Below are 22170 nucleotides of genomic sequence, written 5' to 3'. Positions count from 1 at the left end.
TAACGTTCGTTTTTGATGATTTTTATTCGTTACGCAAAGCGTCAATAGGTTTAACTTTTATGGCATTTTGAGCCGGTATAAAACCAGCCAATAACCCTGAAAACACAAGGATAAATAAGGCGATTATAACTGTCCCAAGATCTACACTGGGATTAGAAAACATTTCTACAGGGCCATTAGCATCTAGTACCTTGTTTACCAAATAAATTACGCCGGCTCCCAGAGAAATGCCTACCATACCAGAGATTATAGTAAGAAAAACAGATTCCATTAATATTTGACCCCGTATAGACCATGGGCTGGCTCCTAATGCTCTGCGTATTCCTATTTCTTTGGTGCGCTCTTTGACTACAATTAGCATAATGTTACTTATGCCTATAATTCCCGATAGTAAAACCAAAATCCCGACGAAGTAGGCAACTATTTTTAAAGCAATAAAAAGACCATCTACTTTCTGATATTGCTCGTATAAATCAAAATTACCTATAGCTCTATCATCTTCAGGATGTATACTGTGTCTGTTTTTAATAATCTCAAATATTTCAGATTTCAACGCCGTGATAGAATAACCATCTTTAGCAGTTACAGCCATCCAACCTACGGTATCTCCCATATTAAATGCTTGAGAAAACGCGGTAAAAGGTACATAGATTTGCTTCTCATCTTCTTCTGCATTTCCGTTGCTAGAAACCATAGAATAAGTTCCTACAACCATAAAGTTTACACCGTTTACTTTAATATAGGTTCCTATAAAATCTTCTCCTTTATCATATAGCGCGTTACGTACTCCCTCTCCTATTACTGCTACCTTACGGTTTGCCTTTATATCGCTGTAGTTGACAAAGCGGCCGGCAGTAATATTCATAGGCTGCTGCTCAATATATTCTGGGTAATCACCATATACATTAAAAGCACCGGTATTAATACCACGTGTTACATTATTTGCTCCGCCAAAACCACCCAATTGATTACGAGGCGAGACAAAGCGCAATTGCGGTATGTTTTCTTTCATTGCAGTAACATCTCCCAGATTGTAATTAAATCTTCGGCCTTTAGGTAATCCTTTATAAGATTTTGAGATGGTTTGGGTCCACATAAACATGCTGTTGGTTGCTATGCCACCAAAATCTTTCTTTACTCCATTTTCAAGACCTTTACCGGCAGCCAGTAAAATCACCAGAATAAATATTCCCCAAAGAACTCCAAATGCAGTCAAAGCTGTTCTAAACCAATTACGGCTTAGTGCTTCAATAATTTCATCCCAACGATCTCTGTTAAACATTTTTTAAACTGAATTTATTCTTCTCTTAGTGCTGCAATAGGCTTTATTCTTGAAGCGCGCCAAGCCGGTATAAACCCTGCCAGAGCACCCGCAATTACCAGTATAAATACAGTTGTAATCGCCACATTAAAATTAACCGAAGGATTCCGTATATAATCCATTTCTAAATTAGGACCTATAAGCTCTAGCAAACCCATACTTACAATAAGGCCACTAAAACCGGCTATTGTTGTAACAAATATAGACTCGTGTAGAATCATACTTACGATTGAAAGCGGCTGAGCTCCCAGAGCTTTGCGAATGCCAATTTCTTTAGTACGTTCTTTTACGATGATAAGCATAATGTTACTTACTCCTACAATACCAGCTATTAGGGTACAGATACCCACAAACCAAAAGAACGTCTTTATCATCCAAATTAGATCATAAAAACGTTTAGCATTCTCGAGCGTATTATTCACATTTACCGCACTCGTATCATCTGGAGAAATTAAATGTCGTTCTTTTAGAAAAACTTCAATTTCTTCAGAAAATCGAAGGGATTGTGCTAAAGCATCTTGAAAAGTACCTTTAGGAGTTAAAGTAAAGCCTAAATTATTTACTTTATCTGCACCGCCAAAAACACGTTGTGCTGTAGAAAGCGGTAAGAAAACACGGGTCTCTTCACGTTCTCCCCCCGGGTCTGTATAAACACCTACTACTTTAAAATTAATACCGTTTATTTGAACCTGCTCCCCTATAGGGCTTTTGTCTTTAAAAAGATCTTGCTTTACCTTATTGCCTATTGCAATTACTTTAGCCTTAGAATCCTGATCAGAGTAATTTATATAGCGGCCTTCAGTTAAACTCGCGTTTTCTAAAAATTGATAATCAGGATACACCCCTTCAACACGATAACTTCCTGATTCATTTTTAAAGCTTAAAATACCACTCCATATTCTATATACTGAAGATTTAAATTGAAGATCATCCTCATATTTAGTTATCAGGTAATCATAATCCTCATTAGTCATCTCCACAAATCTTCCGGGATTAAGACCTTTATAGCCTACAGAAGTAACACCCGTATATACAGAAATACGATTAGAGGCATCCTGCTCAAATTCTTTGCTAATTCCATTTTGCATTCCCTGACCAAAACCCAAAAGTATTACCAGAATAAATATACCTGAAGCTACAGAAAGACCTGTTAAGAAGGTACGCAACCTATTTTTTGAGATGGTCTCTAATATTTCTTGCCAGCGTTCTAAACTAAACATGAGATGAAGCCCTTACTTGATTAACCAGTGTGTCATCTATAATTAACCCGTCTTTAAGGTTCACGATGCGCTTAGTCATATGCGCGATATCGTCTTCGTGCGTAACAATTAGAATGGTTTTGCCTTCATCGTTTATACCCTGTATAAGCTCCATCACCTCGTAACTTGTCTTTGTATCTAAGGCTCCGGTAGGTTCATCTGCCAGTAAAACTTTAGGATCACTTGCTAATGCTCGTGCGATTGCCACACGTTGCTTCTGACCTCCAGAAAGTTCATTAGGCATATGATGTGCCCAGTTTGCAAGACCTACTTTTTCAAGATAGCTCATCGCTTTTTCAGTGCGTTCTTTTCGCTTCATACCCTGATAGTAAAGAGGCATCCCCACATTATCTAAAGCACTTTTATAATTAATAAGATTGAACGACTGAAAGATAAAACCCAAAAATCGATTGCGATACTGGGCTGCTATTTTTTCGTTAAGATTTTTAATAGGAACATTGTCGAGCGTGTACGAACCATTGTCTGCTTCATCAAGCATTCCCAGAATATTAAGCAATGTAGATTTGCCAGAACCTGATGATCCCATTATTGAAACGAGCTCTCCCTCTTTTACTGAAAAATTGATACCCTTAAGTACATGCAATGAATTAGCTCCCATGTTATAGGACTTATGCAAATCTTTGATAGCAATCATATAATGATGGTTTAGAATAAAAAAATATAAAAGAGAGGTCTCAATCTATACTTTCATAATAGACCACAAAGTAGGGGGTTTGTTACAAAAAAACTATAAAATTATTTGAAATCAACTGGTATTTAGCGATCAGCTTTTTTTCTACTTCTGTAAATAAGATAGATGAGTCCTCCCATTAAGATATAGGGTATTGCAGCAAGATATACAATCCCATTATTTACTCCCTCTGCCATACTATTATCTGTCTCACTTTCTAAAACAGCTCTACACATTGCACATTGAGCATTTATAGAAAATGTAACTAATATGAATAGTAAAGAAAGAAGAACTTTTTTCATAGCAAGGTTTTAAGCAGGGTAATACGGGAAAATCATAAAATACACGACTACACCGGTTACTGCAACATATAACCATATAGGAAATGTAATACGCGCGATTTTACGGTGTAATTTAAATTTGCCCAGCGTGGCACGAACGTAAGTCACCAAAACAAATGGGATCACTCCTATTGAAAGTAGAATGTGTGAGATTAAAATGAAGTAGTATACGTATTTAAAAGAACCTATAGAAGCATTTTCAGCATCAGATACAACCCCATCAAGATTAGTATCGCCAAACATGGTCGAATCTGATGTCGCATGATATACAACATACAAGACTAAAAAAACCACCGATAAACCTATGCAGGTTTTCATGATTTTCTCGTGAGCTACACGGTTTCCTTTTTTTATTTGTACTACTGCAAAAATCAGCAAAACGGCTGTTAAGCCATTTATTGCAGCATAAATAGGAGGTAAAAAACCTAAACGGGCTACACCCGGAATACGCACTGTAAAAAGTAGCGCTACCGCTACAGGTATTGCAATAGATAAAATTATAATCCATCTATTATATAATTTTTCTTTTTTCTCTATAGCTTCCATCTACTATTTCTTATTCTTATTCTTATTCTTATTAAGTAATTTATGTATGTCTTCAATCAAAATATCTATTTGTGATGTCTCTTCGTCATCAGTCTCTGGTGTTCCCTGCGGAATAAAACCTCTGTAATAAATTAGAGGATTTCCAAAATCATCTTTGCGAGATCGTATAAAACCATTTTGATCAACTAAAGCAAAAAGACCTGAATGCTGAAAATTTCCGTCAATCTCAGGGTTCTCTTGAGCTAATAAATTAAAACCTACGTTTGCAAGTTCATATATTTTCTCACGCTCTCCCGTCATTAAATTCCAATCAGGATCAGTAACGCCATATTGATCTGCATATTCCTTTAGAATCTGTGGTTGGTCATATTCTGGGTCAATACTAAAACTAGCGATTCCGAAATTTGCATCATCCTTAAACTCGTCTTGTATAAGTACGAGATTTTTGTTCATAGGGATGCAAATAGTAGGACATCTTGTGAAGAAAAATTCTACTAAAAACACTTTTCCTTTATAAGAATCTTCGGTAATTGTGTCTCCGTTTTGATTTACGAACTCAAAATGCGGAACCTTACGATCTTTACCATTTATATTAATATAAGAAAGTTCTGCGTTAGAATCATCTACAGTATCTAGCTCTGCAACATTAAGCCTATCATTTTTCACCACTTCACCTCTCATCACTCGATCTATAATTTTTGGAATAACAACTATTCCAAAAATTAGAACGATTACCGCGATACCTATATAGGTCTTTTTTTTATTCATTTTTTAATTTTTTCTTTCTGCATTATTTTTCTTCAAAGCAAGCCTGTATTCTGCAAGTATAATTTTAACGTCATCTTTCATTTTATTTGCCAGTTCTGCTATGTCTGAACTATCGTAACCATAAAGCACCCCATAATCCTCATCATCATCACGCCCTCGTAAGCTTCTATCTTTATCTAGTATAAAAATGTAAGGAGAACCACCATCCTGAGATAATGTATAGGGAGATTTTAAGCTTTCAAATGTCTTATTAATGTTTTCTTGTGAAGTTTTAATAAAATACCAATTAGATATATCTGTAAGTAAACTTATTTCATCTAAAACACTTTTAAGCTCTTCATCATCTATGGTGTCAGGAACCAAATACACAAACTGAAAATCATCAAACTCTCTAAATGACTTAAATATCTTCTGATTGAGATTAAAAAGATCACCTCCATCACGTTCTATAGTGGTTCCTAAAAAACCAAGAACCGTAATTTTATCCTGTAATTTTACTTCGTTAGTGAAGTTTAATTCAGGTATATCATTTTCTATAATGGGAAGTTTTGCAAAGTTATGTATCCCGGATGCGAAAAAAAGATAGGCTACAATAGGCAATATAAATAAAACCCCTAATACCAAAAATTTCTTCATAACACAGCTGCTTTAGTTAGCATTTATTAATGACTGTAAAGTTAAGCTACAGAACGTTCTCCTTAAAAATAAGGCATAAAAAAAGACGGTATATACCGTCTTTTTTTATGCCTTATTTAAGTATTTCTTAGAAATCCCAACTTTGATATTCGCTATTATATACACCGTAGATATAATCACCTTCGGTAAGTAATATAAATACTAAATAACAAACAAGGAAAATACCCGTCCACACTACAGCTCTTCTCAAACCTTTTGCTTCATGCTCCATGTGCATAAACGCCCAGGTTATTAAATAGGCTTTATATAGTGTTAATATTATAAATATCCAGTTTAGTAAACGCATTCTTAGAAACATCGTCTCTATTAAGAATTCTGGTCTTATAATACCTAAAATTACTTCTGCAATTGTTACAACAGATAAAATCCCAAAAACCGACCAAATTCTTTTGGTAGCTGATTCATTATGTCCTGTATCGTGTGCCATTATATATTTTTTATTTATTCCGCGGAAGCGAACATCTTTTTATAATTAAACCAGATAGAAAAAGGTAAATACAAATACCCATACTAAATCTACAAAGTGCCAATAAAGACCTACTTTCTCAACCATCTCATAGCTACCTCTTCGCTCGTAAGTACCTAAAATTACATTTATGAAGATGATGATGTTTATAATAACCCCAGAAAGTACGTGAAAACCGTGAAATCCTGTGATAAAGAAAAAGAAGTCTGCAAATAACGGAGGCCCATATTCATTATGATACAAATTAGCACCTTGAACCACTCCTACTGCATCACGCTCTAAACGCTCTAAAGACTCTTCTCTAGATAATATAGTCTTTTCATTAGACTCGGTTAGAATTTCGGTACGTATAAGCAAATCTGGATTAGCTTTAAAACCTGCAACAATCTCAGCTAAATCATAGTCTGCCATAGTATCTTCAGACTCATACCACAGCGCATCACTTTTAGTAAGCAGTTTACGATCTGTAGGTATGTTTGCTGCAAATGACTCTAAAGCTACCTGCTCCCCTTCAGCATTTACAAATTGTAAAATACGACCTGCTTTAGTTTCAACAGCACCGTATTCACCCGAAATAAAGTTTGCCCACTCCCAAGCTTGAGAACCTACGAAGATTACACCACCTATAATGGTAAAAAACATATACCAGATTACACTGTTCTTCTTCATATGATGACCGGCATCAACTGCAAGAACCATAGTAACTGATGAGAAAATAAGAATAAACGTCATCAACGCCACATAGTACATAGGCGCATCAACACCGTGTAAAAATGGAAAGTGAGTAAACACTTCATCGGCTATAGGCCATTCGTCCATGTATTTAAATCTCGAAAATCCGTAAGCGGCAAGGAATGCGGAGAAAGTAAGTGCATCAGAAAGGATGAAAAACCACATCATCATTTTTCCGTAACTAGCTTTTAGGGGGTTGTTATCACCTCCCCAAATTTTGCCTTCTGTGCCTGTTCTAACAGCAGTAGCGTCCATATTTTAATATCAATTTATAAGCGTTGCAAAAATAGGTATTTTAAAAATGCTTTTCAAAGCAATAATCGGTATTTATAACCATTCAAAAAAACGATTTTTTAAAGAATTCTTAGCATTTAAAAAGAACTCTTTTATTTTATAAGATCGTCTGCAAATAAAAAGAACAGAAACAAATAAACCCAAAGTATATCTACAAAGTGCCAGAAGGTAGCACCCAGCTCAAATCCAAGTGATTGCTCTTTAGAATATTTTCCTCTTAATTGTTGAATAACTACTACTAATAAAACCAATATACCGGCTAATACGTGAACCACGTGTGTGATTACAAATGCATATATAAATGAAGTTGTAACCGAACTTTCACTACCCGTAAAAAAATATCCGCTGGCGATTATCTCATCAAAACCCCTAAACTGAAGCACCACAAAGGCAATTCCGAGCCCTAAAGTTGCCAATAAAGATAAAGTACCCAGTTGATTTTTATTTTGAAATATCGCCCACTTTGCAACAAACATAGATAGGCTACTCATTACAATAATTCCCGTACTTAAATAAAATGCTTGTGGTAATTCAAAATTTGAAAGCCAGTCTCTGCGCTCACTACTTACGATGTAAGCACTGGTAAGACCCGCAAACATCATTGAAAGACTAATGATACCAAACCACAGCATCATTTTTTTTGACCTCTTTAATTTAACCGCTTCTGATTGTGATGTATATTCCATTATCTCAAAAATTTATCAGCAACATATATAATCTGTATCAACGTTATATAGCTTACACTAGAAAGCATCAAACGCTTTGCAGTAACATTATTTTTAAACCTGTATAGCCGTATTGCATAATACAACAAGCCTAAACCGCAAATCCCAACCAGTACAGCAGATACAGGCGTCAAATACAACCTCCCTGTAACGCCAAATACAGGAATTAAAGAAACCAGGATAGTCCAGATTGTATATAAAATGACCTGTATTGCGGTGCCGCGATCGCGCTCACCTGTGGGAAGCATAAAGAATCCTCCTTTTTTATAATCATCATACAAGAACCAGCCTATTGCCCAAAAATGGGGGAATTGCCAAAAAAATTGAACCATAAAAAGCGTACCCGCCTCTATGCCAAAATTACCTGTAGCAGCAACCCAGCCCATCATAAATGGAATTGCACCTGGAAAAGCACCTACAAAAACAGACAAAGGAGTTTTAGTCTTTAATGGCGTATAGACACATACATATAGAAAAATAGATACTCCACCAAAAACTGCTGTAATTGGGTTTATTATATATAAAGTAAGTAAACCTAGAATTGTAAATGTAGTAGCAATAGTAAAGGCAGTACGCACAGTCATTCTTCCTGCAGGGATAGGTCTGTTCTTTGTACGATCCATCAAGGCATCAAGATCGCGCTCTATAATTTGATTGTAAGCATTAGATGCTCCTACCATTAAATAGCCTCCTATTGCGAGAAGAACCACAGTTAACCAGTCTAAGGCGTAAGCACCTAGAAGATAACCGGCCATACTAGAAAAAACCACGCTAATGGCAAGACGCATCTTAGTGATTTCTTTAAAATCTATCCAGATAGATGCTGGTGCTGTATGGGTTTTAGCGAGGCTCAAATGCGTGTTTTCAAGGGCTTTAAAAAGTCGTGCAAAGATACTGCACGCACACCTTCTATACAACCTATTCTAAGGTTAATACACCCTAATGATTTATGTATAGTAAAGTAATTCTCAAAGCTTTAATTTACTCAAGAAAATACACAGCATTTTAATGCTCGCTGTACTACTAACAATCAGTAATTTAAATGCTCAAAATGATATTTTTAAATTAGCGCAAATACGAGATCTGGTTTTGATTGCACTTTATAAGTTAACCAGAGCCCTGTCAAATATTGACATTGCTAGAGATCATAGAAGATGCAATTGCCCAATTCTCACAGGGTATAAAAGAACTATTATTCAAGTCAAAAATACTTTTCATTAAAGACTCCTCAATAATAAAATCACATATTCACAAAACCTTAATACAAGCGTTTGACTACTGAAAATCAACTAATCTAATTTTACAGAATCGTAAACCTGTACGCGCTCCCAGAGATTAGATGACTCTTCGATAAACTTTAAATGCACGGGTTCATTCTGGTAGTTATTCTGAGATTCTTTAGACGGAAACGTTAGAATTATTGAATAAGTCCAGCTGTTATCAACAACATCGCGTGGGGTTTCAGCAGGAACTCCTATAAATTTTGTCTTAGCGTATTCACTTGTAGCTAAGAATTTTTTTAGTGATGTTTCAAATGCTTTGCGGTCTTCTATATTTTCAGGGTTTTTAAGCCAGAAGTACACCACATGAGCAAAATTAGAGTCAAACTCCGGCCCTTTAAAAACTTCTTCTTTACATGAATTTGACATAAGTAATAGTATTGTTAAACCTAAAATAAAATGTGCTTTCATAATTCTAATAATCAAAATACCAATTAAATAAATCTGTTCGAATTCCAAAATTAACCCAAAGTGTTTTTTCTGTAAAATTTACAGGATCAACCTCATCTATTGTATGATCTCTAAAAAGCACATTTGTATAAATTTTTAAGTTTGTAGACGGGTTAACTAAATAACCGAGCTCAACATTTGCGAGAAGCGTCTGCGCTTTATTACCCTGACCGATCTCAATACCCAACTCACTGGGAATATTCTCATCATTACCATAAATACTTCCTCCATAATAGATGGTATTAATATCACCCACTTCAAAACCTCGCTCGCCGTATATAAGTTTTGCAGTACCATACCATCTATCATTCTCGTAGCGCGCAATACCTATAAGCTCTCTAAAATTTGCACCCCATAAATGCGCCATAGATTGATTGTTATGCCCGTAATTAAGCACAATCTCATTATTTGAATATACATAAGGACGCACCTGATTAAACTCAAACTGAAGCTGTAGATTATCTATCTTAAAAGCATCGTAGTACTTAAAGCCTACCTGCACCCCTTGTTTATTTTTATAGCTTTTTGTGTTACTAAACACTGCCGAGGTTGAGAATTCATCTATAACCACCTGTGCATAGGCATTAAAGTTATCGCTGAATTTATATTTTGCACTCAATCCTATTAAAGCATTTCCTCCTCTTGAACCTGTAGAAAACTCAATTGCCCGGTAAAATATAACCGGATTTAAATAATTAAGATCAAATCCTCTGTCGTTATCATTGGTCCAAATTACATTTTCAAAAAGCCCTAAATTCAAACGTTTTGTAGCATTAAAACTTAAATAGTGATTTGCCATAAACTTGGTCTTAAACGATCCGTCTGCAACAACTTCTGGCCGCACATCACGTAATGACATCCAGGTATTTGAATATTTAAATTTCCAAAATGTAGTATTCAATTTAAAAAAAGGATAAGGACTCGCATTATCACTCTGTAAAAGCGATCGGTAACCATCGCCTATAAAATTTTTTCCGTGACCAAATTGAAAATTAAAATGCTCATTTGGCGAATACGATAAATAAGCCTCAGCAACCGGATAATCAAAGTCATCTGTCCCAAAATCTGCAGCTACACCTCTACCCGGTACAATCGCAGGGTTACCCCCATCTGGTCTTAACGATCTTGCAAAACGATTATAATAGCCAGCAAAGCTACCCTGACTCTCATAAAATACCGTATAAAAATTAAGCTTACTTCCAAGACCTCCCTGAAATACTAAAGCACGTGTATTATTATAGGTATAACTTTGATTTTCTGAATCTGCAGTTTCAAAACCTAATTGCAAATCTGCTGCAGGATCTAATGTGAACCAGTAATCTTCACCCTGAAGCGTCACCATATGCTCATTCCATAATTTCCTTCCAAACCAGGAACTTTTCTCTTTATACAAACGTTCCTGCTTCTCCTTAAAATTGTAATATGTATTTACACTAGCATAAGTAAATGGCTTACTCGCCGTATGGCTATTTGTACCCACTCGATTCATCTCCTGATCAAATCTGCTATAGGTTTGATGAGAAAACGGAATATAAAGTTGCGAATTGTATTCCCGGTTTTCAAAAGGATATGTTTGAATACCATCATATTCTGAGGCACCTTGCTCTTCAAAAGATAGCTTCTGAACCGGTTTTGGCTTAATTACCGGAACATTATCTAATGGTCTTACATCTTGATTTTTGCTAAATGGAATAGGAACAGGCATACTAAACTGCATATAGGTAGGTCTACCGTTATAAGTTGCCGGTTTAACCTTTGGCAGCGTTAAAAAAACACGCTCAAGTTCTTCCTTTAGCTCAGTATAAATAGCGGTTACGTTCAAAAGTTCAAACTTGCCTTCTTTTGTAACTTCAAAGAGTACTATTAGCTCTCCGGTATAATTTTCGTCTAAAACCCGTTGCGGCATTTTAAATTCTGAAGTTACTTTAGCAATTAAAGTTGCATTAAAACAAACCTTTAAATCACCTGCGGAAACTGAATCGCACGCTTCAAAAACGGGGTATTTCTCAAAGTCTCCCTTAACTAGTTGTGAGTAAGCAAAATTAATACTGAAAAATAAAAAGCAAAATGCTAAAAGTTTAGATAGCATAAGTTGAAAAAATTTAGGATAGCGAAAGATAGTATTTTTTAGAAATCTTTAAGATTAAATACGCCAACACCACAAAAACTCAGTCTTTAACTTCCCCATTTTAAAAAAAGCCTGAGCAGTACACCTAGGCTTTTGAAGATAAACGTAATTTTCAATTAATTCTGCACTTTAAATTTTATAGGCTGATAATAAATAACCCGCACTTTTTTACCCTGCTGTGTTCCCGGTTTCATTTTGGGTAATTTATTCATAACGCGTTTAGCTTCGGCTTCTAAAGCCTTGTGTGGCGCGCGGCTTTGCAAATTAACCACATTACCAAATTCATCAATAGTGAATTGTACATCCACTTTATTCATTCCGGAAAGGCCATATTGCTCTCCCAATGAAGTATCAAAGTTCTTGCCTATAAAAGAATTTAATTTTTCCTGGAGACAAGCTTTACGCGCTGCATTAGAATCAAGCCCTTCACAACCGGGATAGATGGGAACCACTTCTACCCCCATAACACTAAACGTTTCTACTTCTTTCTCAGGCTCTGGTCTTAGATCATTGGGATTAATCGACTCCTTTGAGATATCTGTAGTTTTAAAGTCTGGTATTATAGCTGCTTCTGGGGTATTATCATCAACTACTTCTGGCGGCAAAATCTTTGACACTTCAGGTAACTTTGGTAAAGGCTTTTGATGGGATTCTTTTACAAAAGACTGATTCCAGTCTTCTAATGAAACCGTAGCTACTTCCTTTAAGGGTTCTGTTGAGTAGCTCACAGCAGGAGACTTAATTTCAAGAATTAAAATAGCTAGAATTAAGGTAACGATAAGCCCAATCTGAAAATAGACAACACTGTTTTTTCGTAGATTTACATCGTGCTTGCTTGTTGCGCGATTTCCACTTTGCCGAGTGGTAACTTCGCGTTTTTGTGATTCTTTCATAATAAAAGTTTTAAAGATTACTATATCTTAAAACTTTAACAATAAGCTTGCCACAAAAAAAATCCCGTCTCGCTTACGCGGACGGGATTTTTGATTCTATTAAAATTCAGATTAATCCTGAACCTGGAACACAATAGGAAGTGAATAAAGCACCCCTACAGCCTTACCTCTTTGCTTACCTGGAGTCATTTGCGGTAATAATTTAATTACACGCTCTGCTTCAGATTCTAATCTAGGGTGAGGACCTCGAGAACCTATATCAACTATATTTCCTTTTTGATCAATTTTAAAACGTACATATATACGGTTTACACCAGATAACCCTAATTCACTACCTAATTCAGTATTAAATTTTCTGTTTACAAACTGGCTGATCTTTTCAGACATACATTTTTTCTTTGCGTCGTTACCTTTCTCATCTTCGCAACCAGGATAAACCGGTACGTTTTCAATAACTGCAAATGGTACATCTTCAATAACTTCTTCTTCAGCAAAAGAAACTTCTTCAACTTTTACAATCTTCTCTTCCTGATTTGTTTCAGTAGATTCGATTACAGTTTCTTCAATTTCTTTATCATCCTCAACAACCTCAATGATTTCTGGTGCTGGTGGTGGTGGCGGAGGTGGTGGTGGAGGTGGAGGTGTGTTCAATTCAGTAATTGGCACATCTTCTTCTAGAACATCGTCCATATTTAATTGACCGATGTCTATGGCCTCTTTCTCATACGTTTTCCACTCAATGGCCATATAACTCAGCCCGAGTATCAAAATAAGACCTAACTGAAAGAAGAGTACACTTCTTTTACTTAGATCTGCTTTAGGATTTTTCTTAGGTTCCATGAATCTTTAGTTATTAAGGATTGCTAATTTAAATAAAAATAGCTTCAACTCGAAATTAAAATTTTGATTTTAATCGTAAAAACTGCGATTTCATTGCAATTATCAGAATTACTCCTGTTAAAATACCTATAGAATTCGCTATTAAATCTTTAAAATCTGCTGATCTAGAGACTGTTGCTACTTCCTGTACTACTTCAATAAGTATACCATAAATAAGAGCTAATCCCGCACATTTAATTAATGATTGCTTAAAATTTTCTGTTTTTGCTCTTAAAAAATAGTATAAAAACCAAATTAGTGTAAATAAAAAATACACCAAAAGATGAATGACTTTATCACTATCCTTTGGTGCATTAGAAACGCGCGGCATAGGCATTAAACAAATTACCGCTATAAATAGCGTATAAGCATATGCAGCAGGCCTTAAAAATTTACCCACCTATTAATTCTTGATACGCACTTGCTTCTAAAAGCGAGTCCAGCTCACTGGCATCTGTAAATTTAATTTTTATCATCCACCCCTTGCCGTAAGGATCTTCATTTACAGCTTCTGGCTCAGATTCTAATGCAGTGTTAAATTCTATTATTTCACCGGTTAATGGTAAGAATAAATCTGAAACTGTTTTAACAGCCTCTACAGTACCAAAAACTTCTTCGCGATCAAGTGTCTCTCCTTCGGTCTCTACTTCAACATATACGATATCACCCAGCTCTCCCTGAGCAAAATCTGTAATACCTACGGTTGCAATGTCACCTTCGATGCGTACCCACTCGTGATCTTTTGTATATTTTAAATCTGATGGTAAACTCATAACTTATATTTAATTAATTTCCGAAATTATATCTCAATGTTAAACCTGAACGTATTGTTGTTTGCGGATATGCAGTTGATATGGCATAAGTCGCAAATGAGTGATCATAATAAAAGATCGCAGTTAGATTTTTACTCAAAGCATAATCTGCTGTAAAGGTAAGACCATAAATGTCTTGTCCTGCTGTAATCTGACTGTTTTCTACATCTAAATAGCGCACTACCGTCTCATTTTGTCTCAGTGATAAATCTGCTTTAAAATTTAAATCACTTTTTAAGATTGTACGCTTACCTCCCACTCGCGTGGCAAATCTAATATCTTTTAAGCGATATCCTAAACCTATTATATATTCGTTTCCGTGAATTTCTGTAAGTAAATTATTATCAAAACTTAAGGATAGCGTGCGGTCTTTACGCAATTCTGCAAGAATTTTTACTGAATTTTTCATCTCAAAATCAAGGCGTATAAGCGGAGAAAATAATTCGGTAAGGTTAATATTAGAATATAAAACCGGATTTAGAAAATCTCCAGCCTGGTTCACCTGTGCGTCAGAAGCATCGTTATTTAAGCCCCTATCATAGTTTAAGTTAGTTCTAAACTGATTTATAGTATAGCCTGCCTGATATCCGTGATTTACAGAAAATCGCTTGAACCGCTTTTTAAACCAGTCTATCTTCATCAAACCGGTGTATTTAAGATTCCAGTTCGGTAACGGAAAACTTCTAAATGCTCCTAACGAAACATTATCTGCCGTTCCCGGAGTATATGCAGATAGAAATGCTGGTAACAACACTGCCTGGCTAGTTCTACTAAAACCTACAGGATAGCCACTTGCATCTCTGGGATATTGATCATTACCATAAAACTCTTCGGCAAGGCGTTCTGCAATAACGAGTCTATTAGCTCTAAACCGATTGAAGTTAGCTGAAGACTCTAGTGAACTTGAGTTGAATGCAGTCCCTATCATTAAAGTCGAAATACTGTAGTTGCCAAGCGTATTACCCGTAAGACTCGTGTAATCGAGACTTATAGGATTTACTCTGTAATTTTCGTTATAAGTTTCCTGATAAATTCGATTCATATTTATATCTAGGGTGAGGTCTTCTATAAAACTGGTCTGCGCCTGTATGTCTAGCTTACGGCTTTCAACTTCACTATACTGCTCATTATATTCTTGATAAAGCGTTAACCAACCTTGTCTGGCCGCATAATCACGTATCTCTGCCTGACTACCAAATACAAATCCTGTAGATGGTCTTACGGTACCCAAAAACCCTACTCCGGGAAGATAACCCGGTAAGAACGTACCATTGTTTTGCTCGTAATTTACCTGAATACGCTTAATACCTGTAGCCAGATTAACAAGCGAATTTTTAGCTTTATCACCGGCACTTAGTCCATCTTCATCAGGCTTTTGAGAAGCAGCTTTGGGATTTCCTAAAGTAGGCACAGCTTTACTTCTTGCTGATCGTGTCGTCGCTCCGGTTTTCTTTTTAACTAATCCTAGGGCATCGTACAGCGATTTCATGTCTAAAGAAGTCTGCAACGAATGCGTATTTGCATTTTGAACCGAATTTCCTAAATCTGGTATTCCTTCTAAGGACTGTAGCTGAAATGAACCTCGCGTCCATTGAAAATCTGTACTATAAGAATACGTAGACTTCACAAAGTCTAAGTAAGGAAGCTTATCTAATGGCAAGTCATAATTAACCTGCATCGTCTGATTGTGCCTGTCTGGCGTTCCTACATCAAAAAAGCTGGTATACACCCCACCGGCATTAGGATCTAACGTGTTATCAGGATTCAAATAATTACGTACTATTCGGTTTTGATACTGCTCCAGATTTACTCGTAATGATTTTGTAACGGGATAATTAATTGCAAAGTTTCGGTCAAACTGGTAATTGCGTTGTACATATTCAGGAATAGGTAATGAACCTTCTGTAGCTAAAAGATCTCTAAAACGCTGCTGGCTGAATTGCCGTGTAATATTTGAAGTAATATTTACACTGGCCGGCAGGTAATTAATATTGAAATCTTTAAGTAGTTTCCAATACTTACTTACAAACAAAGAATCGTTTTTCTTAAAAGGCTCGTATGCCTTTGGCTTAAAGGCATAACCATAAGTTGCTCCTGCCCGCACATTTTTACTCACAGCCTCTTCAATCTCAAAATCTTTATGATCTTCCTGATTATGGCTGTATGCCAATGTAAAATTCTCTATATCCCAGGGCATTGGTTTTTTCTCTCCCGTACGCTCTTTTCTAACGCCAATAAAATTTATGCTTTGTCGCTTAGTACGCTCAATAGCGATTTCTTTAATACGGTCTCGTTCTGCTTCACTAGCGGCAGAAGCAATGCGTTGATCTAATTTTATATCTGTAAATAGCGGATCGTATTGTGGTGTGATTGTCTCAGCACCGCTCGCATAATTAAATGGAAGTTTTATTCCCCAGTCTTTAGGAAGTAGTTGACCTAGATTTACATTAGTAACCACATCATAAGATTTTACATCTTCTCTACTACGCTGATTAGGACCAGCATCTATATTACCAAAACCTACTGTAGATTGTCTCGCTGTACCAGATACGGTAGCAAAATCTGCAAGGTTAGCATCTAGATTCACTACACCGGCCCAACCTCCTTGATTTTGCAATCCTGACAAACGCAATTCATTAAACCAGGCCTCTGCGCATACTGTATTTTGCCCTTCGTCATTTCCATTCTTAACACCTAGCATTAAAAGTCGTACATCTCCAAAACTAGGATTACCTTTTATACCCACTCTCACTCTTCCGGTTTCATAAGGTGTTGCTGCAGGATCAGCAATAAGATTTGCCTCATCATCAAAATAGGTAATTTCATCAACAAGCGTGTTGAATTCACCCCCAAAAAACACAGCTTTAACGCGTTGTAAAATATCTAATGAAAGTTTTAAGCGGTTAGCTTCAGGCCAAATTAAATCAGGACTGGTTGTTCCAAAAGCGGTAACGCTCAACGGCAACTCAATCTGGTAAAAATTTTGAGTTAAATCTGTACCCATACGCACTATCGCAACAACTTCGTTATCCTGAACCGCAGTTTCATTTAATAAGGACTCTAGATGTATAAACATTTCCAGATTTTCATACTGACGCATGTCTAATCTGAAATTCTTATAAACCGCACGGCTATCTTGAGTTTCTAAGTCACATACTTCAAGAGATAAAGATTGCTCATTTTGACGAATGTTGTTATTATTATTGATAAGCTCCTCTCTAAAAACTCCCGGTGGCAATACATAAGGAATAGGATTACGATCGTTATTTTCTTCAATATTTACTGAAGTTACTTCAAACCGTGTATTTTCTGTTGCAGGGTCTGACTCGTCAGGATCTAAGGTGTACAAGTATCTACGGTAATCTCCACGCACTAAATCTAGCGAACCTAAACGTAGTACGGTAGGCTGTTGCCAACCACTCATAAACATGCGCATAAAACGAATAGATCTGAAGTCATTTATACCTCCCTGTTTATTAGTTGAAGCACTAATAGGCACTTTAAACTGATACCATGTTACCGGTAATGTATTTCCATTTTGCAGAGTCACTTCAATATCACGTTGATCTACTATAAACTCGTTCTCAACATTAAGAGTAGCACGTGTAATATCTAGTTGATACTCGTAATAACTATCTACCGTGTTCATTGTAAAATCACGGTTTATATCTTCGGTATCGGGTATGGTTGTAGAACCCCTATTAGTTTGACTAACATCTACAGGAGAGTTTCCTTCCTGACCATTATATTGTTTATAGCGATCTAAAACCGAACCTTGAGCAGCAACAAAATATTGATAATTATCTCCGGCAGGATCTTCTAAACCCGCAAAGGCCGGAAAATTTGCGGCTTCCTCATCATCACTTAAACCGTCATAACCTACATCTTGATTTGTACGCTGAGCACCCTCTGTATCAAAAGCATAAATTAGTGCCTGATTAGTAGGTACTTTTCCCCAAACGGTAGGTGTTGTATTTGTAACACCACCATCCTGCGGCAATCCGTTCTCATATTGTTTACGCCCGTCCTTTAAAATATCTTCTGAAATATTTCCGAGATTTAATGTAAGTCTTCCACCGGTATTTGTTGCATTTTCAGCATAAATAAACGGATCCATAAGCCAGAATTCAATAAACTCTACGTTTGCCTGTTCAAAATCTGTTGAAGCAAATTGTCTCATTATGCCTCCAAAATTTTGTTCGGGGTTTTCAAGAATTCCATCTTGTGCATCTAGACTATAGTTATATGGCCCGCGCTCCTGAGGATAATAGGCCATATCTAACGTAAACAGCGCTTGTGTTGTACCCGCTACAATATCTTGTTCAGGAAAAATCTCATCTCTAAAAACTCTACGTGTTGCATAGGTAGAAACATCTGCATCTGTAATACCATCTGGACGCTGGTTTGTATAAAATATAGGGTCTATACTGTACCAGGCAAATTTTGCTCTACGGTAACCGGTTCTTAAATCACCATTAGCAAACTCACCCCCAAAATCTACCGGTGCCGATGCCAGACTCCATTGCAACGGAGAGCTTATATCTAATGAAGTTTGTGCACCTTCAAAATCATCTATATATGAGGCAGCCTGCCCTCCAAATTCTGTAGCCTTAGGTTGACCAGGCATTAAATAAGCTACTTCTCCTCTAAATGAAATATTAGAAGGAACATCTGTATCTATATTAGGAAGCTTATTTACGAGACGCGTAAGAAAGGGAACTTCAGTTGAAAAGTTAGCGTTGAAACCAAAAATGGTATTGTTTATAGGCTCAAAACTATATGTTGCTTTCTGGGTAAGCGGGCGCTCATTTAAATTAATCAACGTCCCACCCACCATAAAATTTTCATTAAACTGATGCTCTACATTAATTCCTGTAAAACGCTTAGTCTGCTGCCCAAACAATGTATTATTTTCTGTAGAGACCTGTATAGGAATTCCTGAACCCTTAAGCGCCTGATCAAGAATTATAACTCTTCCTCGTTGATAATCTACTGAATAATCAAGACCTTCCTGTAAAACTCTACCTCCTGCAGTTACTGTAACAGATCCCTGCGGAACATTGAAACCTCCTATAGGGATACCTTCTTCCTGTGTTGATTTAAAAGTACCCTGTAATTGAAACAGATTTTTATCTGCGTTATCCTGCGCTATGGTTTTAGTAGAATTATATAGCGAGTTATATACATACTTGCGCTGGTTAGCATTATAACTATCTTCGTTATCATAATTCTCTGTCCCGGCGTTGCGCAGCTTATTAAATAAATATTCTCCAAAAGGCTCTACCGAAGTAAAAATGATGCTTCCATTACTTTGATTAACAGTCAAGCCATTTACAAAATCAAAAAAACCGTCACCCCCATTTTGAGGATCTCCAAAGTTGGTCAGATTATCTAAATTAAATACATTAAGCAAAGGTGTATTCTGCACATCTTCAGGAAGCGCAGGACCACCATCTGCTGCAGTAATATAATTTATAGGTGATGGTGACGTGTAAACAATATTCATCCTAAAGCCATCTGGCTGCAACTGCCCCACTCCAAGACCATAGATGTTTTTCATCATCAAATCCCAAATGGGCTCATTAACATCTGTAATATTACTTTTAAGCAGTTTTACGATCAAGGCTTGAGATGTTCCTCCCTGCCCCGGGGTAATTAAACTATCTAAAATCCCATCATTATTTATATCTGCACCACGTATTTGCCCATTAACATTAGCGTCAGCTCCATCGGCAATTTGATCTCCGTCAACATCCTGCCCGTTCTCATTAACCCCATCTCCATCTACATCTACATCAACAAGATCTGGAATGCCATCGCCGTCTGTATCTGGGTAAGCGCCACTGGTAGCATCAACACCATCATTAGCAAATTCTCCAACCTGGTATACCTGCCCATTTACAGTATATTGAAAAGCAACAGCTAAAACCTCATCATTACTCAAACGTTGATTAAGCGATATATAGCCCAGCTGCGTATTTAATGTATATTCTGATGGTGTAAGTTGACGTGCATTTTCTAGAGAGGCATAATCAGACCCATCTGAAACCTGAACCCCACCAAAACCCTGACCAACGGTAGCCGCATCTCTAATCGCAGGTGTTAAAACAGTCTGCCCGTTGCCAGATAAACCAAAAGGGTTAAAATCGTTACTTGAGTTTCTAGGATAACTACCTGCCGGCAGATTAATAAAACCCGTAGGTATGTTAGGCAATCCTATTTGTGTGGGAGTAGATTCTCCAATATCTTGAATAGCAACAATATTACGGGTATTTTCAAAACGCTGTGTACGGTTTGTAACCCAGACTTCAACCCGTGTAATTTGAACATTAGAATTTATAAACGGGTAGTTAGCCAGTGCTCTATTATAGTTATCTCTAAAATATTGAGCTAAGAAATAATGCCTGTTTTCATCATATTCTAAAGCTTGTATTTCAAAATTTTGTATGGTGCCATCACCCTGTGCTAATACTTGCTGGGTTTGACTTTGTTGTTCTGAAAAAACACCTGTTATTGTTGTTTTTCCAAATTGAAGCTGCGTTTTAACCCCAAAAAGACTCTGAGAACCTTGTATTAATGCACTATTAAGAGGCATACTTACGTTTCCTACTTCAATCTTTTGTATAATATCGTCTTCGTTAGGCGTGTACTCTAACTTTATCTGATTTTGAAAACTGAAACTAGCTTCGGTATCATAAACTGCATTTACCTGAAGCCGTGAACCTACTTTACCCAGCAAGCTTAAACTGATGCGCTGATCAAAATCAAAACTGAAGTTTGTACGGTTTCTGGGAGAAAAACTTGGATTATCCTGCTTGGTAAAAAGACCACCAATATCCATCTCTACACTACCGGTAGGTATAAACTCTATACTGTTTCCTCCAAATATAGATTCAAACAAACCTGAGTTTACATAAAAATTAGGAAGTAAACTTTTTTGGTCTTCTAAACCTTCTTCAGTCTTACCATCTACAGCGGCAATTTTCTGCTGAAAATAGTTGCGCATCTGTTCTTTCTGAACAAGATCTTTAAACTCTTCTGGAGTTAAAATGCGCGGATAATTAATGTTGTAATTACCTACACTTTCCGTATAAATATATTTATCTGTTAACGGATCGTAAGTATATTTTGAAAGTATAGAGTTGGGATTTTTAAGGCTAAGTTTTCCTAATGTAAAACCTGTTTTTGTAGAGTCCTTAACTTCTTCCTCCTGAGCAAACAAAGACATCGAGCACAAAAACGTGCCTGAAACTAATAGCATTTTAAAAGAAAACCAGCGTAGTTTTGTAACCAAAGTCTATTAAAGTTTTTTAAGGGCCAATTTTATAATAGTTTCAACAGTAGCATCAGGATTTTCACGCACGATAACATCGCAAACTTTTTCTGCTTGTTTACGTACAAAGCCAAGAGTCTCTAAAGCTGATAACGCTTCATCCTTATTGGTATTGCCTGTTCCCGCCGAAACTTCATCAACATCGTAAACTTTAAGAATTTTATCTTTTAAATCAAGAATTACACGCTGAGCAGTCTTAGCGCCTATTCCTTTCACACCCTGAATTGTTCTTACATCTCCCGTTGCAATGGCTTGCTTTACCTGCGTAGGGTCTAATGAAGACAACATAGTACGTGCAATACTTGTACCCACACCACTCACAGATATTAATAGTTTAAATATCTCTCGTTCCGACTTTTGAGCAAAGCCGTAAAGTGTATGAGCATCCTCCTTTATATGAAGATATGTGTAGAGCATAATAAGCTCTCCTTCTGGCAAAAGTGAAAAGGTATGTAGCGAAATATTTACAAAATATCCTATACCCTGACAATCAATAACGACATCTGTGTGGTTTTTTTCGACCAACTTGCCCTTCAAAAAAGTAATCATCTAGCTA

The 22170-nt window shown here is 36.5% G+C and carries 19 protein-coding genes; all 19 read right to left on the bottom strand.

What is annotated here, in order from left to right; genetic code table 11:
- Positions 1 to 22: 22 nt before the first annotated feature.
- Complete coding sequence (locus P164_RS16715) at positions 23 to 1282, bottom strand: ABC transporter permease (protein ID WP_028377466.1); 1260 nt, start codon at positions 1280 to 1282, stop codon at positions 23 to 25.
- A 14-nt stretch (positions 1283 to 1296) separates the two neighbouring features.
- Entirely contained in the window at positions 1297 to 2541 is a 1245-nt protein-coding gene (locus tag P164_RS16710; RefSeq protein WP_028377465.1) for an ABC transporter permease, read from the bottom strand.
- Positions 2534 to 3235 (bottom strand): ABC transporter ATP-binding protein, encoded by a 702-nt coding sequence (locus P164_RS16705; protein ID WP_028377464.1) that lies wholly within the window; start codon positions 3233 to 3235, stop codon positions 2534 to 2536. The genes P164_RS16710 and P164_RS16705 overlap by 8 nt, the downstream gene beginning before the upstream one ends.
- Before the next feature lie 122 nt (positions 3236 to 3357).
- Positions 3358 to 3573 carry a hypothetical protein gene (locus P164_RS16700; RefSeq protein WP_028377463.1) on the bottom strand — a complete coding sequence of 72 codons (216 nt, stop codon included), beginning with the start codon at positions 3571 to 3573 and terminating at the stop codon, positions 3358 to 3360.
- 9 nt (positions 3574 to 3582) lie between these two features.
- Positions 3583 to 4158: a DUF420 domain-containing protein gene (locus P164_RS16695; RefSeq protein WP_028377462.1), complete on the bottom strand. Its 576-nt coding sequence runs from the start codon at positions 4156 to 4158 to the stop codon at positions 3583 to 3585.
- A 3-nt stretch (positions 4159 to 4161) separates the two neighbouring features.
- Positions 4162 to 4926 carry an SCO family protein gene (locus P164_RS16690; RefSeq protein WP_028377461.1) on the bottom strand — a complete coding sequence of 255 codons (765 nt, stop codon included), beginning with the start codon at positions 4924 to 4926 and terminating at the stop codon, positions 4162 to 4164.
- Between the two features lie 3 nt (positions 4927 to 4929).
- Positions 4930 to 5562: a hypothetical protein gene (locus P164_RS16685; protein ID WP_028377460.1), complete on the bottom strand. Its 633-nt coding sequence runs from the start codon at positions 5560 to 5562 to the stop codon at positions 4930 to 4932.
- Between the two features lie 127 nt (positions 5563 to 5689).
- Positions 5690 to 6049, bottom strand: a complete 360-nt coding sequence (locus tag P164_RS16680; protein WP_028377459.1) for a cytochrome C oxidase subunit IV family protein — start codon at positions 6047 to 6049, stop codon at positions 5690 to 5692.
- Between the two features lie 45 nt (positions 6050 to 6094).
- A complete protein-coding gene (locus P164_RS16675) occupies positions 6095 to 7075 on the bottom strand; it encodes a cytochrome c oxidase subunit 3 (RefSeq protein ID WP_028377458.1) in 981 nt (326 codons plus the stop codon).
- Positions 7076 to 7206: 131 nt separating this feature from the next.
- The gene (locus P164_RS16670) at positions 7207 to 7800 is read right to left on the bottom strand and encodes a heme-copper oxidase subunit III (RefSeq protein ID WP_028377457.1); all 594 of its coding nucleotides are present in this window, start codon (positions 7798 to 7800) and stop codon (positions 7207 to 7209) included.
- Positions 7800 to 8693 (bottom strand): heme o synthase, encoded by an 894-nt coding sequence (gene cyoE / locus P164_RS16665; RefSeq protein ID WP_028377456.1) that lies wholly within the window; start codon positions 8691 to 8693, stop codon positions 7800 to 7802. The genes P164_RS16670 and cyoE overlap by 1 nt, the downstream gene beginning before the upstream one ends.
- Before the next feature lie 435 nt (positions 8694 to 9128).
- Positions 9129 to 9488 carry a Dabb family protein gene (locus P164_RS16660; protein ID WP_234405877.1) on the bottom strand — a complete coding sequence of 120 codons (360 nt, stop codon included), beginning with the start codon at positions 9486 to 9488 and terminating at the stop codon, positions 9129 to 9131.
- Between the two features lie 46 nt (positions 9489 to 9534).
- The gene (locus P164_RS16655) at positions 9535 to 11658 is read right to left on the bottom strand and encodes a hypothetical protein (protein WP_028377454.1); all 2124 of its coding nucleotides are present in this window, start codon (positions 11656 to 11658) and stop codon (positions 9535 to 9537) included.
- Between the two features lie 155 nt (positions 11659 to 11813).
- Positions 11814 to 12590 (bottom strand): energy transducer TonB, encoded by a 777-nt coding sequence (locus P164_RS16650; protein WP_051621388.1) that lies wholly within the window; start codon positions 12588 to 12590, stop codon positions 11814 to 11816.
- A 111-nt stretch (positions 12591 to 12701) separates the two neighbouring features.
- Positions 12702 to 13430, bottom strand: coding sequence for an energy transducer TonB (locus tag P164_RS16645; RefSeq protein ID WP_028377453.1), 729 nt, complete (start codon positions 13428 to 13430; stop codon positions 12702 to 12704).
- A gap of 55 nt (positions 13431 to 13485) precedes the next feature.
- Positions 13486 to 13869, bottom strand: a complete 384-nt coding sequence (locus P164_RS16640; protein ID WP_028377452.1) for a VanZ family protein — start codon at positions 13867 to 13869, stop codon at positions 13486 to 13488.
- Complete coding sequence (gene gcvH / locus P164_RS16635; protein WP_028377451.1) at positions 13862 to 14242, bottom strand: glycine cleavage system protein GcvH; 381 nt, start codon at positions 14240 to 14242, stop codon at positions 13862 to 13864. The genes P164_RS16640 and gcvH overlap by 8 nt, the downstream gene beginning before the upstream one ends.
- 13 nt (positions 14243 to 14255) lie before the next feature.
- Positions 14256 to 21542, bottom strand: coding sequence for a cell surface protein SprA (gene sprA / locus P164_RS16630; RefSeq protein ID WP_028377450.1), 7287 nt, complete (start codon positions 21540 to 21542; stop codon positions 14256 to 14258).
- A 39-nt stretch (positions 21543 to 21581) separates the two neighbouring features.
- Positions 21582 to 22163: a Holliday junction branch migration protein RuvA gene (gene ruvA / locus P164_RS16625; RefSeq protein ID WP_028377449.1), complete on the bottom strand. Its 582-nt coding sequence runs from the start codon at positions 22161 to 22163 to the stop codon at positions 21582 to 21584.
- Positions 22164 to 22170: the final 7 nt, after the last annotated feature.

The organism is Leeuwenhoekiella sp. MAR_2009_132 (assembly GCF_000687915.1).
Taxonomy (GTDB): Bacteria; Bacteroidota; Bacteroidia; order Flavobacteriales; family Flavobacteriaceae; genus Leeuwenhoekiella.
Note: the sequence above shows the minus strand (reverse complement) of the source record. Positions and strands in the feature narration are given on the sequence as shown.

What these genes read in the sequence shown, in the direction of transcription:
- P164_RS16715 (WP_028377466.1), bottom strand. Translation starts at nt 1,282, where the DNA reads ATGTTTAACAGAGATCGTTGGGATGAAATTATTGAAGCACTAAGCCGT.
- P164_RS16710 (WP_028377465.1), bottom strand. Translation starts at nt 2,541, where the DNA reads ATGTTTAGTTTAGAACGCTGGCAAGAAATATTAGAGACCATCTCAAAA.
- P164_RS16705 (WP_028377464.1), bottom strand. Translation starts at nt 3,235, where the DNA reads ATGATTGCTATCAAAGATTTGCATAAGTCCTATAACATGGGAGCTAAT.
- P164_RS16700 (WP_028377463.1), bottom strand. Translation starts at nt 3,573, where the DNA reads ATGAAAAAAGTTCTTCTTTCTTTACTATTCATATTAGTTACATTTTCT.
- P164_RS16695 (WP_028377462.1), bottom strand. Translation starts at nt 4,158, where the DNA reads ATGGAAGCTATAGAGAAAAAAGAAAAATTATATAATAGATGGATTATA.
- P164_RS16690 (WP_028377461.1), bottom strand. Translation starts at nt 4,926, where the DNA reads ATGAATAAAAAAAAGACCTATATAGGTATCGCGGTAATCGTTCTAATT.
- P164_RS16685 (WP_028377460.1), bottom strand. Translation starts at nt 5,562, where the DNA reads ATGAAGAAATTTTTGGTATTAGGGGTTTTATTTATATTGCCTATTGTA.
- P164_RS16680 (WP_028377459.1), bottom strand. Translation starts at nt 6,049, where the DNA reads ATGGCACACGATACAGGACATAATGAATCAGCTACCAAAAGAATTTGG.
- P164_RS16675 (WP_028377458.1), bottom strand. Translation starts at nt 7,075, where the DNA reads ATGGACGCTACTGCTGTTAGAACAGGCACAGAAGGCAAAATTTGGGGA.
- P164_RS16670 (WP_028377457.1), bottom strand. Translation starts at nt 7,800, where the DNA reads ATGGAATATACATCACAATCAGAAGCGGTTAAATTAAAGAGGTCAAAA.
- P164_RS16660 (WP_234405877.1), bottom strand. Translation starts at nt 9,488, where the DNA reads ATGTCAAATTCATGTAAAGAAGAAGTTTTTAAAGGGCCGGAGTTTGAC.
- P164_RS16655 (WP_028377454.1), bottom strand. Translation starts at nt 11,658, where the DNA reads ATGCTATCTAAACTTTTAGCATTTTGCTTTTTATTTTTCAGTATTAAT.
- P164_RS16650 (WP_051621388.1), bottom strand. Translation starts at nt 12,590, where the DNA reads ATGAAAGAATCACAAAAACGCGAAGTTACCACTCGGCAAAGTGGAAAT.
- P164_RS16645 (WP_028377453.1), bottom strand. Translation starts at nt 13,430, where the DNA reads ATGGAACCTAAGAAAAATCCTAAAGCAGATCTAAGTAAAAGAAGTGTA.
- gcvH (WP_028377451.1), bottom strand. Translation starts at nt 14,242, where the DNA reads ATGAGTTTACCATCAGATTTAAAATATACAAAAGATCACGAGTGGGTA.
- sprA (WP_028377450.1), bottom strand. Translation starts at nt 21,542, where the DNA reads ATGCTATTAGTTTCAGGCACGTTTTTGTGCTCGATGTCTTTGTTTGCT.
- ruvA (WP_028377449.1), bottom strand. Translation starts at nt 22,163, where the DNA reads ATGATTACTTTTTTGAAGGGCAAGTTGGTCGAAAAAAACCACACAGAT.